Consider the following 13884-nt stretch of genomic DNA (forward strand, 5'->3'; position numbering starts at 1 on the left):
AAAGTCCGCGACGCCGCGCCGGCAAGCCGTGTGATGGTGGTGACGGTGTCGATGGTGGCCTTCGTCGACAGCACCGTGGTGAACTTGGCGGTTCCTGCCATGACACGCGACCTCGACGGCGGATTGGACCTTCATCAGTGGGTCATTGATCGCATTCGTTCGGTGGCAGCGCCGCGCACAGCACGCCATGTTGCCCTTGCGCCTATTCAGCAACCGCGCCTTCGCGGGCGGCAACCTCGCCACCGCATTCGTCTACGGAGGGCTGGCGCTGAGCTCGGTTGGCCGTCACGCTCTACACCCAAGAGATCGTCGGCTATTCGGCTACCGCGGCCGGGTTGACCACCGCGCCCATCCCCGTTCTTTCGTTTCTTTTCGCCCGCCCCGTCGGCAGCGCTGCCGCCCGCATCGGGCCGCGGATCTTCCTGATCGCCGGCCCGATGATCGCCGGGGTCGGGTTGCTGATGAGCCGGCCCACCGCGCGCGATTTCCATGTGATGTCACAGATGTTGCCCGGAATGACGCTGTTGGCAACGGGATTGGTACTCACGGTCATGCCGTTGGATTGCGGTGGCGTGTATGGGGCTGGTCGCCGCAGCACGCTGAATGACGCCAGCTTTCTTCGGCTTGTTCAGGTCAGCGCGGTGTTGTTCTTTTTGGGCGCGGCGGTCTGCGCCGTCACGATCACCAATCCGGCCGGCCCGGCCGAACCGGTGCCGTGTGACGTTGCCGCGCTGTGCCGCGATCGTGCCGGCGCGCAACCCGACCTTTCCAGTCACCCGGGTGAACAGCGCTGCGGGTGAAGACAGCTCACCCCAAGCGTAACGAAGCTTGAGCTCCAACAGACCGGCTATTCATCCTTCGAAGGGAACCATTGATGAGCACAGAGTTCAGCGGCAAGAAGATCGTTGTCGTCGGCGGCAGTGCGGGCATGGGGCGCCAGGTCGCGCTCGACGTCATCGATCGCGGCGGCAGCGCGGTGATCATCGGACGTTCAAAGGGCCGCGTCGATGACACCGTCGCTGAGCTCGCCGACCGGCGCGGTCAAGCCTGGGGCATCGCTGCCGAACTGACCGACCGAACCGCAGTCAGCGATATCCAGCGTGTACTGTCTGAACAACACGGCGACGCGACACTGATGGTCAACGCGGCCGGCTTCTTCATCCCAAAGTCGTTCCTGGACTACGACGCTCAGACCTACGATTCCTACCTCGATCTGAACTATGCTCTATTCTTCCTCACGAAGACCGTGGTCGCGGGCATGATTGCCAACGGTGGGGGCGGCTCGATCGTCAATATCGGCTCCATGTGGGCGCATCAGGCCATCGGCGCCACCCCATCGTCGGGTTACTCCATGCAGAAGGCGGGGCTGCACGCGCTCACCCACAACCTGGCCATCGAACTGGCCGACCACCAGATCCGCGTCAATGCCGTCGCACCGGCAGTCGTGAAAACTCCTCTCTACGAACGCTTTGTCGCCAAGGACGAGATCGACGCCACACTTGCGACGTTCGCGCCCCTGCACCCACTGGGCCGCGTCGGCACTCCGGTCGACTTGGCCAACGCGATCACGTTCCTGCTCTCCGAGCAAGCTAGCTGGATCACCGGCGCGATTCTCAACGTCGACGGCGGCATCATGGCCGGCCGCAATTGAGCGCAAGGAACACATCGATGCACGACTATCAGAAGAATCCAGCAGCGCTCGCGGCGTTGAGCCTCGAGCAGTACTACGTCACCCAAGAAAGTGGCACCGAACGCCCTTTCACCGGTGAGTACCTCGACAACCACGAGCCAGGCATTTACGTCGACGTGGTGTCGGGTGAGCCGCTGTTCGCCTCGGTCGACAAGTTCGACAGCGGTACGGGATGGCCGAGCTTCACCAGACCCATCGACACCGACAACATCGTCGAGAAGTCCGACCACCGACACATCATGGTGCGCACCGAAGTGCGCTCGCGCCACGGCGACAGCCACCTCGGGCATGTCTTCACCGACGGACCGCCGTCCGAAGGCGGGTTGCGCTACTGCATCAATTCCGCGGCGCTGCGCTTCATCCACCGCGACAACCTCGAAGCCGAGGGCTACGGCGAGTACTCAGTTCTCTTCGGCAAGGCGCACCAGGCAGATCCCGAACTCACAGAGCCGCGGCAATGACGACGAAAACCGCAATTCTCGCAGGCGGATGCTTCTGGGGTATGCAGGACCTGTTTCGCCACTTACCGGGTGTCCAGTCCACGAGGGTCGGATATACCGGCGGCCGAAACGAGCGCCCCACTTATCGCAACCACCCCGGACACGCCGAGGCGATCGAGATCACCTACGACTCCGCGAAAACGGATTACCGCGCCCTGCTCGAGTTCTTCTTTCAAATCCATGACCCGACGACAAAAAACCGTCAAGGCAACGACGTCGGCACCAGCTACCGCTCGGCGGTCTTCTACTCCGACGACGATCAGAAGCGCATCGCGTGCGACACCATCGCCGACGTCGACGCATCGGGGCGGTGGCCTGCTCCGGTGGTCACCGAGGTGACGCCGGCCGGCGTCTTCTGGGAAGCCGAACCCGAACACCAGGACTATCTCCAGCGCTACCCCGGCGGCTACACCTGCCACTACGTGCGTCCAGAGTGGAAACTGCCGTCCCGCAGCGGATCTGATGACTGACTGCAAACGCGTGAAGCGTTACGGGATGTCGGCGCGCGATCGGGAGATGCTGGCCGCGGCATACTCGCCGGTTATCGCGTTCGCGGCGGGATTGATCGCTGCGCGAGTTTCGAAGCTGGGTCGACATTCGTCCCAGGCGGCTGCTCGATGACGCAGAACCCCATTCTCAGCGCGCTGTCGGCGGCGGGAGTGTCAGTCTGGCTGGACCACCTGTCCCGCGACCGCCTGGTGTCGGGCAATCTACAGCGACTGATCGACACCAGAAGCGTCGTGGGCGTCACCACCAACCCGTCGATCTTTTCGCAGGCGATCTCCCAAAGCCAGTCCTACACCAAACAACTCACGCAGTTGGCCGAACGGGGCACCGACGCCGACTCAGCGATCCGCACGGTCATCACCGACGATGTGCGGGTGGCGTGCGACGTCCTACGCCCGCAGTGGGAGACCTCTCTCGGCGTCGACGGACGGGTATCGATCGAGGTCGATCCACTGCTGGCCCATGACACCGAGGCGACCGTCAGCCAGGCCGCGGAGCTGTGGAAGATCGTCGACCGGCCGAACCTATTCATCAAGATCCCCGCTACGCCGGCCGGGATGCCAGCCATCACCGGCGCAGTCGCTGAAGGCATTTCAGTCAACGTGACACTCATCTTCTCGGTCGAGCGCCACCGTCAGGCGATGAATGCGTATCTGGCCGGACTGGAGGCCGCACAACGCGCCGGACGGGACCTCTCCGGAATCCATTCCGTGGCTTCACTGTTCGTCTCCAGGGTCGACACCGAGATTGATCGACGTCTGGAGGCGATAGGCACCGACGCCGCAAAGGCGCTCCGTGGACGGGCCGCTATCGCCAATGCCCGTCTGGCGTATGCGGCCTACCAGGACGTGTTCGAAGCGGGAACACGTTATGCCGCACTCAGTTCTGCAGGCGCCCATGTGCAGCGACCGCTGTGGGCATCCACCGGGGTGAAAAACCCGTCCTATCCCGACACCATGTATGTCACCGAGCTGATCGCACCGCACACCGTCAGCACCATTCCTGAACACACTCTCGAGGCCGTCGCTGACCACGGCGTCGTCGTCGGCGACTCGGTCACCGGCACAGCGAGTTCGGCCCAAGTGGTGCTCGACGACGTCAGCGCGGTCGGCGTCGACCTCGCCGACGTCTTCGCGGTGCTCGAGAACGACGGCGTCGCCAAGTTCGCAGCGTCCTGGCGCCAACTGCTCGCCGCTTACGGGGAATCGGACCGTTGACGACCCAAGCGCGCGCCATTGAAGATCTGCCCGCTCGGCGGCCATTCCCCGCGCGGATGGCCCCCAAAGGCGCGCTCGTCTACAAGCTGATCACCACCACCGATCACAAGTTGATCGGCATCATGTACTGCGTCGCCTGCTTCGCGTTTTTCTTCGTCGGCGGGTTGATGGCGCTGTTGATCCGTACCGAACTGGCCGCGCCGGGCCTACAGTTCTTGTCCAACGAGCAGTACAACCAACTGTTCACCATGCACGGCACGGTGATGCTGCTGTTCTACGCGACCCCGATCGTGTTCGGGTTCGCCAACCTGGTGCTGCCGCTGCAGATCGGTGCCCCCGACGTGGCCTTCCCACGCCTGAACGCGTTGTCGTTCTGGCTGTTTCTGTTCGGCGCCCTGATCGCACTGGGCGGCTTTCTCAGTCCCGGCGGGCCTGCAGACTTCGGTTGGACCGCCTACACCCCGCTGTCGAACGCCATCCACTCCCCCAGGGCGGGTGGGGATCTGTGGATTCTGGGCCTGATCGTCGGCGGTCTTGGCACCATTCTGGGCGCGGTGAACATGATCACCACCGTCACGTGCATGCGCGCCCCCGGGATGACGATGTTCCGGATGCCGATCTTCACCTGGAACATCTTGGTGACCAGCGTCATCGTGCTCGTCGCGTTTCCGCTGCTGACCTCGGCGCTGTTCGGGCTGGCCGCCGACCGGCGCCTCGGCGCGCACATCTTTGACCCGGCCAACGGGGGCGTGTTGTTGTGGCAACACCTGTTCTGGTTCTTCGGCCACCCCGAGGTGTACATCATCGCGCTGCCGTTCTTCGGCATCGTCACCGAGATCATTCCGGTGTTCTCCCGCAAGCCGATCTTCGGCTACACCACGCTGATCTACGCGACGCTGTCGATCGCCGCGCTGTCGATCGCGGTGTGGGCACATCACCTGTATGCCACCGGGGCGGTGCTGTTGCCGTTCTTCAGCTTCATGACGTTTTTGATCGCGGTACCGACGGGCATCAAGTTCTTCAACTGGATCGGCACGATGTGGAAGGGCCAGTTGACCTTCGAGACACCGATGCTGTTCTCGGTCGGCTTTTTGATCACCTTCCTGCTGGGTGGTCTGTCGGGTGTGCTGCTGGCCAGCCCGCCAATCGACTTCCACGTCACCGACTCCTACTTCGTGGTGGCGCACTTCCACTACGTGCTGTTCGGCACCATCGTGTTCGCTAGCTACGCCGGCGTGTATTTCTGGTTCCCGAAGATGACCGGGCGGTTATTGGACGAGCGGCTGGGCAAGCTGCACTTCTGGTTGACGTTCATCGGCTTTCACACCACGTTCCTGGTGCAGCACTGGCTGGGCGCCGCCGGCATGCCGCGCCGCTACGCCGATTATCTGCCCACCGACGGCTTCACCACGCTCAACGTCGTGTCGACGATTGGCGCGCTCATCCTCGGGGCGTCGATGCTGCCGTTCGTGTGGAACGTGTTCAAGAGTTGGCGCTACGGCGAGCCGGTTCTGGTCGACGACCCGTGGGGTTACGGCAACTCACTGGAGTGGGCCACCAGCTGCCCGCCGCCGCGGCACAACTTCACCGAGCTGCCCCGGATCCGTTCGGTACGACCGGCCTTCGAGCTGCACTATCCCCACATGGTGGATCGGCTACATGACGAAGCCCACGTACGGCGTACTCGCCGCGCGACGCCCGGAGCGACCGCGCGATGACGGATCAGGTCAACTGGGCCGTGCATGCCCTCATCGGTGATCTCCCGACTGTTGGTGGCGTTGCGCTCAAAACCGCGGCGCTGTTTCTGACCGCGGCGATCCTGTTTCGCTTCACCGAACGACGCATCCTGGCGGAATTCGCGCCGTTCGACTGGATCGCCGCTGTGGCCGCCGGCGCCATCGTCGGTCGTGCGGCCACTGCGACCGACACGGGGTGGCTGCAGGCGACCACCGCGCTGCTGTGCCTCCTGGCCGCCCACGCACTCCTCACGCGTCTGCGCTTGATTCCCGCCCTCCGCCGGTTCATCGATCCGCCGCTGATGGTCCTGATCACCGAAGGTGAAGTGAACCGACGCAACCTGCGCCGTTCCGGTCTGACGACAGCGGATCTGAAGGCGCTGCTGCGCGAGCACGGGCACCTCAACGCCGACGGTGTTCACCTGGCCGTCCTCGAAGCAAAAGGGGCCATATCCATTCTGGATGGGAGATGTCGTGACGAAAAAGCTTGATCGCGTCCGCCTGATGCGTGCCGCGGCGGGCGCGGCGATTCTTGCCGGGGTGGCGGCATCGATAGCCAGTTGCGGCGGTAACGGATCCAACGAGCCGTCGACCACCAAATCGCCGACCACGACGACAACTACCACCACGCGGACCGCGCCCCCGGATGCGCCACCACCCGCACCGACGGAAAAGAGCATCAACCCCACCGGAGGAAACCGGTTCACACCGACGGTCCACGCACCGACGGCGCCCACGGCGATCCCCGGAAACCGCGAGAACACCGGATAAGGAGCACCAATGACTGTTGTCAACAAAGGGTTTCGTGGGCGCCGCACAGATTCGGCTCGGCCGCTGCCGCCCGGTCAGCACTTGACCACGGACTTCCCAGTTCTGCAAGCAGGCCCGACTCCGCGGATCGATCTCGACAATTGGCAGCTCACCATCCGCGACGAACACGGCGGCGAACACGGATGGAACTGGGGCGATTTGATGCAGCTGCCAAGAGAGCGGCTCACTGTCGACATTCACTGCGTCACCACCTGGTCGAAGCTGGATACCAAGTGGGAGGGCGTTTCTCTGGATACCTTGTTCGATTCGGTCGACACCACTGCCGAATTCGCATTGGTCGGTTCTTACGGTGGCTACACCACCAACATTCCGCTGGCAGATCTGCTCGGCGGGAAGGCCTGGATCGTCTATTCGTATCAAGGCGAACCGCTTACCCCTGTGCATGGCGGCCCGGCGCGGTTGCTGGTGCCGCATCTGTACTTCTGGAAGTCGGCCAAGTGGGTGCGATCAATCGATTTGCGCGAGAGCGACATACCAGGTTTCTGGGAGGGTTTGGGCTATCACAGCTACGGAGACCCATGGCAAGAACAACGCTACGCCGGGGATTGACGCGTGGGCGATGGTTCGACACCGAAGTTGCGGTGGCAGATTGCTCGGGTGGTGGACTCGGTGCCCGAGACCGCATCTGCGCGAACGATCGGACTGGCTGTGCCCGGCTGGGGCGGCCACTTGGCCGGCCAGCACATCGATCTCAAGCTGACCGCTGCGGACGGGTACAGCGCGCAGCGCAGCTATTCCCTGGGCAAACCGACCGACGGCGACCGCATCGAACTCACCGTGCAGGAGATTGTCGACGGAGAAGTCTCGCCCTATCTCATGACGGTGCGTCCTGGCGAGGAAATCGAACTCCGTGGACCCATTGGCGGCTGGTTCGTTTGGCGACCGGCCGACGAGACCCGCAACATGTTGATCGCAGGCGGATCGGGGATTGTGCCGTTGATGGCGATGCTACGGCAGCGGATAACGGTGGGCAGCGCCGAGTTTCGACTTGTCTATTCGGTGCGCAGTCCGGCCGACGTCTTCTACGCCGAAGAGTTGCGCAAACTCGAGCGCAACTGTGATTGGCTGCAAGTCGCCGTCATCTACACCCGGGCAGCCCCACCGCAGATGGCGCGACCGCACGGCCGGATCGACTCCCGTGACCTCGAAGCGCCCGGATGGACGGCCCACGACGGGTTCCGCGCCTATGTCTGTGGCCCAACGGGATTCGTCGAATCCGTGACCACGAAACTGATCGAGCAAGGCCATTCGCCATCGGTCATCCGCACCGAGAGGTTCGGGCCGAGCGGCTAATCCAGGAAGAAGGAATGATGACAGAACCGACGCACGTCGATGGTAACGCCGCTGCGGGCGCATTCGCAGGAGTGGTCGGATTCGATGTCACGACCGCGACGGTGAAGTGCGCCGCGTGTGGTCAGATCACACCCTTTGCCGAGAGTCACGTCTATCTGCGCGCTCCTGGCATCGTTGTGCGTTGCCCGCGCTGCGACCACGTCCTTGCCCGACTGGTGCAGACCGAGGCGGACGCATGGCTCGACCTGGGCGGCACCCAGTCCTGGCGGATCCGTTTGCCTGCCCGCGGATGGTGAGCCCGACGCGATGAGCGGATGGCCGTCGTGGCTGTTGGCGGTGATGTTTGCCGCTGCGGCGACGACGATCTGGGCGGCGGGCATTCAGTTGTCGGACCAAACCGATGTGCTGACGATGCGGCTCGGCCTTGGCTCGGCGCTGGGCGGACTGATCCTGTTGGCTATCGCAACCAATCTGCCTGAGATCGCTATCGTCGCCGCTGCGGCGACAGCGGACAATATCGGTGTCGCAGTGGGCAATATCCTCGGCGGCATTTCCATTCAGACGGTGGTGCTCGTGGCCCTCGACGCGTTCGGAGTGCACGGATCCAGACCGCTGACGTATCGGGCCGCGTCGTTGGTGTTGGTGTTGGAGGCCGTACTGGTCGTCACCGTGTTGGCCATTGCGATCGGCGGCACCCAGATGCCCGCAACGCTGATCACAGGACGGCTCACACCGGCCCCGGTGCTGATCCTCGTGGTGTGGGTGCTCGGCCTGGTGTTGGTACAACGGGCGGGCCGCTCGTTGCCCTGGCAGGAGTCGGGCCAACCCCCAGACGGTCAGCAGCAGCCCCGCGGATATCGCGCCGCGATGACCGAGCAGCAGGCCACCGCCGCGGGGACCAGTACAGCCAGGGCCGCGGTGAGCTTCGGCCTTGCCGCGGTCGTGACGTTGATCGCAGGAGTCGTGTTGGAGCGCAGCGGGGACGCCATCGCTGGCCACACGGGTTTGTCCGGTGTGCTGTTCGGTGCGACCGTGTTGGCGGCGGCGACCTCGTTGCCGGAATTGTCCACCGGCCTGAGGTCGGTGCGGCACGGCGACTACCAACTCGCCGTATCCGACGTCTTCGGTGGAAACGCCTTCCTGCCGGTGCTCTTCGTGCCCGCGACGCTGCTCTCGGGGCACGCGGTGTTGCCGGCAGCACAGCGCAGCGACATCTATCTCACGGCACTGGGCATGGTGCTGACACTGATCTACGCGGCCGGCCTCCTGTTTCGGCCCCGCCGCCGCATCGCCCGACTGGGTGTCGACTCGCTGGCCGTCGCCGTCCTATACAGCCTTGGCGTGGTCGGACTGTTCACCATCTCGAACATGCGGTGATCGCGGTCGCCTCATCTCACCCGGGGTGAGATAAGGCAACGGGTGAAGACAAATGACCCCGTGTTCGCAAATAGTGGTCACATGTCACAGAATCTGGCCACTGCAAGCGCGGTCGATGTGCGAACGAGTTCCCGAATCAGGGAGATCGCGGCGCTTGTCGCCCGCTACGGTCTGGTGATCGTCATCGCCTGGTTCGGCGCCATGAAGTTCACTTCCTATGAGTCCCAGGGTATCTCGCATTGGGTCGCCAACAGCCCGTTCTTGAGTTGGCTCTACAACTTCATGTCCATCGACGGCTTCGGCCGATTCAACGGGACGATCGAATTGATCACCGCTGCACTGTTGGCCGTCAAACCGTGGTGGCCGAAGGTTTCCGTGGTGGGCGGCGTATTCGCCTCGTTGTTCTTCGTGATGACGCTGAGTTTCATGGTCACCACCCCCGGCGAAGGCGAGGCGTCCGCGGGCGGCTTTCCCATTCTGTCCGCCGACGGCGAGTTCCTGATGAAGGACATCGCGCTGCTCGGCCTGTCGCTCTTTCTGCTCGCGGACGCAGTCGATGCCGCCCGCAGACAACCCACGATCTCCACCGAGTGACCACCACAACCCACCCTCAGAAGGACGCGCAATGCAAGCCATCACTGTCTCGGACCGTGACGCTGGTGTCGCAGGTCTGTCGCTGACAGACCTGCCGTACCCGCAGCCGGCGACGAACGACGTCGTCGTGCGGGTACACGCCGCGGGTTTCATCCCCGGGGAACTCGACTGGCCGGACACCTGGACCGATCGCGCGGGGCGCGACCGCACACCGAGTGTGCCCGGCCACGAGTTGTCCGGCGAGGTCGCCGAGTTAGGTTACGGCACAACCGGTTTGAGTGTTGGTCAGCTGGTCTTCGGGCTGGTCCCCTGGGACCGCAACGGCTCGCTTGCGGAGTACACCGCTGTCGAAGCCCGTAACCTCGCTCCGCTACCGATCGACATCGACCACACAACCGCCGCTGCTCTGCCGATCTCCGGTTTGACCGCCTGGCAGGGGCTGTTCGATCACGGCCGCCTCACCACTGGACAAACGGTCCTCATCCACGGCGCTGGCGGCGGCGTCGGTTCGGTCGCGGTGCAGCTCGCTCGTGAGGTCGGTGCGCGCGTCATCGGCACCGGCCGGGCCGCGGATCGGGAGCGAGCCCTATCGCTCGGTGCGCACGCGTTCATCGACCTCGAGACCGAAAAGCTGGAGGCTGCAGGGGAAGTCGACGTAGTCTTCGACGTGATCGGTGGAGATGTCCTCGCCCGCTCCATTGCACTGGTGCGCGCCGGCGGAACGCTCGTCAGCATCGCCGAACCGCCCAAGACCCAGCCGCGAGACGGCCGCGCAATTTATTTCGTTGTCGAATCCGACACTGCCCGGCTCACCGACCTCGCTGCGCGGGTGCGCGACGGGCGTCTTCATCCGGTCGTCGGCGCTGTGGTCTCTCTCGCCGAAGCTGCCGCCGCATTCGCTCCCGAAAAGCGCGTCCCCGGCAAGACGATCGTTCGTGTTACCAAGGACTGAAAGGGCATCGGAGCGCGCTAGTCATTTCGTCGTTCATGCAGTGGCGCTCCCAGTGTCGTGGACGATCGGACTGCTGGCGGCGGCGTGGATCGTTCCCGGAATCTCGCTGTCGGTAGCCGGCTTCGCCGTTGCCGTAGTGGTGTTCGCGGCAGCGCAGGCGGTCCTGTTGATACCGATGTTGCGGTTGCCGCATTGGTATGTACCGCTGCTCCTCGGGGGCACCGGCTTGGGTTTGACGATCGTGGCCTTGATCCTCGCGTCGACGCTGACGCGTGGACTCACCATCGCCGGCGTGGCACCCTGGCTGGCCTCGACGACTGTGGTGTGGCTGGTGACGACGATCGGGGCGATCACACTGCCGGAACTGCTGATCCACGAAGGGGTGCGGTGATGGGAGACACGCACGACGATCCGACGGATCACTCACGGACCACCCAACCGCACGCTGGTATCGCGATGAAGGACAACTTCATCTGGCCGGGGTTGATCCTTCTGGTCGTATCGATGTTCGGAGTGATCGGCGCGGCAGCGGCCGCTGGGTACCGACACTACGAATGGCTGCCCGCCACGATTCTGATCGCCGTCCTCGGCACGGTCGCCGGTGTGTTGTGGCTCGTCGTGGAGAATCGCCGAGTCACCCGCATCGAGGCGCAGTGGCAGGCCACGCACCAAGGCGGTCGGGCCTGACACGATGAGGATCGGTGTCGTGCTCGCCGTCTGTGCCGTGTTGATCGTCATCGCCGGATGACTATCTGTTCTCGTGGACAAGGTCTGATCAACTCGTGTCCCGCCGGCCGTTGGAGGAAACCGAAACTTCGAGTCAAGTCGCTGTCGACTTCGCCGCTGAAACGTCCGACGCGCGGTCACTCGATCTGCGGCTGCTCTTTCGCGGCTCGAACCTCGAGGTGCACGAACCCACCCGCGGATCCGCCGAACCATAGCGGGCTTGTGCGGTCGCTGTTCTACGTTCGGATTGAATTGTACTGCGCGACATAGTCACCCGGGTGAATCGCCAATTCGGACGATTACAACTCACCCGAACCGTAGCCAGGATGTTCGCATGGAAACAGTCGACCATCCAGCAGGTAGCGAATCACCGTCGGCTTCGTGCGACCGAGAGCTTGCCGCGCGGTTCGTAAACGACGCGCTCCCCTATCTGGACCAACTTCACAAACACGCTCGCCGAATGACCCGCAACGCCGTGGACGCCGAAGATCTCGTGCAGGAAACGATGCTGAGGGCGTACGCCGGCTTCAACACCTTCACCGAAGGAAGCAACCTCCGGGCATGGCTGTTTCGCATCATGACGAACAGTTACATCAATTGCGCGCGACGTGCGCAACGCCGCCCAGACGAGTACCTCACCGACGACATCACAGACCAACAGCTTGCCGCGCTGGATCGACACTCGGCGCAAGGGACACGGTCGGCCGAACTCGACGCACTCGCAGCATTGCCCCACGAGGAACTCGTCGAGGCGATGGCGACGCTGCCGCTGCAATTTCGGCTGGCTATTTACTACCGCGATGTCGTGGGTCTGCGGTGCCGGGAGATCGCGGAGCTCATGGCCTGCCGCGAAGGCACCGTCGTGTCACGTCTGAACCGCGGGCGGCGGCGACTGCGAATCTTGTTGCAGGCGAGCCACGAAGGCGCATGAGCGCGGTGCCCCTGTCCGCGGCTGATCATGCGCCGGTCTGGGTTCGCATCGTGCCAGCCAGCGATTGCTTGGTCCCATCATCGCCGTCAAGCGTTGTCAGCGAGGCCGGGAAGAGACCATCCTCCTCCTCGGCAATGTGCTCATGAAGGTCAAAAACGCTTTACGGATCTGGACCCGGTCAGCCGAATCCGTCAGGTCGACCGTGTCAAGCAGCTCCTCGAGCTCGCAGTGTCCGCGGACCATGACGCCCCGGGGCTTGCACTCATCACGCCGGCAGCCTGAGGTTGGCGAAACCCCGCGCCGCAGCAGCCTGTTCGTGCGAAGCCGGGAGTGCGACGTTGGCGCGGGCGTTGCGTCGCGGATGACCGGTGCGATTTCTCTAAGCCACCTAGTTTCTACAATGCTTTATTGTGTAAACTCAGGTCATGACATACCGGGGCCGACGCCAGGACGTGTTGGCGGCGCTGCGGGCCGCAGACGCCGCGTTGAGCATCTCTGACATCGCCGAGCAGCTAGGGATTCATCCCAACACCGCGCGGTTTCACCTCGAGGCGCTGGTGAAGTCCGAACGGGTTCAGGTCGTTGAGGCCGACCACACCAAACCCGGCAGGCCCCCGCTGATGTTCCGCGCGATCGCGGGGATGGATCCAGGCGGTCCGCGTGACTACCGGACGCTGGCCGCAATCCTCGCCGATGCGCTGGGGCGCCAATCCCAGCCTGCACGTCGGGCGGTCGCCGCCGGGCGCGCCTGGGCCGACCATGTCGCCGCGCCCGGCAGCGCGCGCAGTCGCCGCCAGGCAGTCGATCGGCTCGCCGATCTGCTGAACGATCTGGGTTTTGCACCCGAAAAGCGTTCCGCGACAACGGGAAAAGATGAGATTGGGCTACGCAACTGCCCGTTTCTGGAGGTGGCAGGCACCCGCCGCGATGTGGTCTGCCCGGTGCATCTTGGGCTTATGCAAGGCGCGCTGGAAAGTTGGGGCGCCCCGATCACCGTCGACGGGTTGACCCCGTTCGCTGAACCAAATCTGTGCGTGGCGCATCTTGCCCCGGCCGCGGGAGCCTCATCATGAGCACGGCCCACGCGGTCGCGGTCGCGGTCATGTTCACCTGGTTGGGGATGGTGTTGGCGATCTCGTTCATCGAGGCACCTCTGAAATTCCGGGCCCCGGGAGTGTCGCTGCAGATCGGGCTGGGAATCGGCAGGTTGGTATTCCGTGCGCTGAACACGGTAGAAGCCGTCCTGGCAGCGGTTCTGCTGATCGCATTCGGGTATCGGCCACCGTCGGCGACCACCGTCATCGCGGTGGGTGTCGTGGTGGTGGCGCTGGCCGCCCAGCTGTTGGTGGTGCGACCGCGCCTGTCGCGCCGCTCGGACCTGGTCCTGTCCGGACCCGCCGCGTCCACGTCCGACGGTCCGGGCCGCCGGTCGCGGGCCCACTACGGCTATGTCGCGCTGGAGTCGGTGAAGGTCGTCGGACTGATCGTCGGCGGCGTCGCTGTGCTGGCCGCCTGACAAGTTCCAGGAGG

At 64.1% G+C, this 13884-nt stretch carries 19 protein-coding genes; all 19 read left to right on the forward strand.

Annotation, left to right across the window (positions count from 1 at the left end; genetic code table 11):
- Nucleotides 1-278 precede the first annotated feature (278 nt).
- The 19 genes from A5724_RS31730 to A5724_RS31820 all read left to right on the forward strand — a co-directional run bounded on the left by A5724_RS31730 (nt 279) and on the right by A5724_RS31820 (nt 13870).
- Nucleotides 279-800, forward strand: coding sequence for a hypothetical protein (locus tag A5724_RS31730; protein WP_067811915.1), 522 nt, complete (start codon nt 279-281; stop codon nt 798-800).
- 74 nt (nt 801-874) lie between these two features.
- Entirely contained in the window at nt 875-1651 is a 777-nt protein-coding gene (locus A5724_RS31735; RefSeq protein WP_067811917.1) for an SDR family NAD(P)-dependent oxidoreductase, read from the forward strand.
- Between the two features lie 17 nt (nt 1652-1668).
- Nucleotides 1669-2151 (forward strand): peptide-methionine (R)-S-oxide reductase MsrB, encoded by a 483-nt coding sequence (gene msrB / locus A5724_RS31740; RefSeq protein ID WP_067811924.1) that lies wholly within the window; start codon nt 1669-1671, stop codon nt 2149-2151.
- The gene (gene msrA / locus A5724_RS31745) at nt 2148-2660 is read left to right on the forward strand and encodes a peptide-methionine (S)-S-oxide reductase MsrA (RefSeq protein ID WP_067811926.1); all 513 of its coding nucleotides are present in this window, start codon (nt 2148-2150) and stop codon (nt 2658-2660) included. Before msrB ends, msrA begins: the two co-directional genes overlap by 4 nt.
- A gap of 147 nt (nt 2661-2807) precedes the next feature.
- Nucleotides 2808-3914, forward strand: a complete 1107-nt coding sequence (gene tal, locus A5724_RS31750) for a transaldolase (RefSeq protein WP_067811928.1) — start codon at nt 2808-2810, stop codon at nt 3912-3914.
- Between the two features lie 56 nt (nt 3915-3970).
- Nucleotides 3971-5632, forward strand: coding sequence for a cytochrome c oxidase subunit I (gene ctaD / locus A5724_RS31755; RefSeq protein ID WP_369830691.1), 1662 nt, complete (start codon nt 3971-3973; stop codon nt 5630-5632).
- Nucleotides 5629-6141 (forward strand): YetF domain-containing protein, encoded by a 513-nt coding sequence (locus A5724_RS31760; RefSeq protein ID WP_067811932.1) that lies wholly within the window; start codon nt 5629-5631, stop codon nt 6139-6141. Before ctaD ends, A5724_RS31760 begins: the two co-directional genes overlap by 4 nt.
- Nucleotides 6125-6421 carry a hypothetical protein gene (locus A5724_RS31765; RefSeq protein WP_156752541.1) on the forward strand — a complete coding sequence of 99 codons (297 nt, stop codon included), beginning with the start codon at nt 6125-6127 and terminating at the stop codon, nt 6419-6421. Before A5724_RS31760 ends, A5724_RS31765 begins: the two co-directional genes overlap by 17 nt.
- 9 nt (nt 6422-6430) lie before the next feature.
- Entirely contained in the window at nt 6431-7030 is a 600-nt protein-coding gene (locus A5724_RS31770; protein WP_067811936.1) for a sulfite oxidase-like oxidoreductase, read from the forward strand.
- A 3-nt stretch (nt 7031-7033) separates the two neighbouring features.
- Nucleotides 7034-7774, forward strand: a complete 741-nt coding sequence (locus tag A5724_RS31775; RefSeq protein WP_067811938.1) for a ferredoxin reductase — start codon at nt 7034-7036, stop codon at nt 7772-7774.
- A gap of 17 nt (nt 7775-7791) precedes the next feature.
- Nucleotides 7792-8070 (forward strand): DUF6510 family protein, encoded by a 279-nt coding sequence (locus A5724_RS31780; RefSeq protein WP_067812050.1) that lies wholly within the window; start codon nt 7792-7794, stop codon nt 8068-8070.
- Between the two features lie 10 nt (nt 8071-8080).
- Nucleotides 8081-9151, forward strand: coding sequence for a sodium:calcium antiporter (locus A5724_RS31785; RefSeq protein ID WP_067811942.1), 1071 nt, complete (start codon nt 8081-8083; stop codon nt 9149-9151).
- Nucleotides 9152-9232: 81 nt separating this feature from the next.
- Nucleotides 9233-9745: a YkgB family protein gene (locus A5724_RS31790; RefSeq protein ID WP_067811948.1), complete on the forward strand. Its 513-nt coding sequence runs from the start codon at nt 9233-9235 to the stop codon at nt 9743-9745.
- Between the two features lie 31 nt (nt 9746-9776).
- Entirely contained in the window at nt 9777-10697 is a 921-nt protein-coding gene (locus A5724_RS31795; protein WP_067811950.1) for an NADP-dependent oxidoreductase, read from the forward strand.
- Between the two features lie 40 nt (nt 10698-10737).
- Nucleotides 10738-11088 carry a hypothetical protein gene (locus A5724_RS31800; protein ID WP_067811953.1) on the forward strand — a complete coding sequence of 117 codons (351 nt, stop codon included), beginning with the start codon at nt 10738-10740 and terminating at the stop codon, nt 11086-11088.
- Nucleotides 11088-11384 carry a protein UsfY gene (usfY, locus tag A5724_RS31805; protein ID WP_156752542.1) on the forward strand — a complete coding sequence of 99 codons (297 nt, stop codon included), beginning with the start codon at nt 11088-11090 and terminating at the stop codon, nt 11382-11384. Before A5724_RS31800 ends, usfY begins: the two co-directional genes overlap by 1 nt.
- 373 nt (nt 11385-11757) lie before the next feature.
- Nucleotides 11758-12354 (forward strand): sigma-70 family RNA polymerase sigma factor, encoded by a 597-nt coding sequence (locus A5724_RS31810; RefSeq protein ID WP_082965386.1) that lies wholly within the window; start codon nt 11758-11760, stop codon nt 12352-12354.
- 425 nt (nt 12355-12779) lie between these two features.
- Nucleotides 12780-13427: a metalloregulator ArsR/SmtB family transcription factor gene (locus tag A5724_RS31815; RefSeq protein ID WP_067811955.1), complete on the forward strand. Its 648-nt coding sequence runs from the start codon at nt 12780-12782 to the stop codon at nt 13425-13427.
- On the forward strand, nt 13424-13870 hold the full coding sequence (locus tag A5724_RS31820) for a hypothetical protein (protein ID WP_067811957.1): 447 nt from the start codon (nt 13424-13426) through the stop codon (nt 13868-13870). The genes A5724_RS31815 and A5724_RS31820 overlap by 4 nt, the downstream gene beginning before the upstream one ends.
- The last annotated feature ends 14 nt before the right edge of the window (nt 13871-13884 follow it).

Source organism: Mycobacterium sp. ACS1612, from assembly GCF_001667505.1.
Classification (GTDB): Bacteria; Actinomycetota; Actinomycetes; order Mycobacteriales; family Mycobacteriaceae; genus Mycobacterium.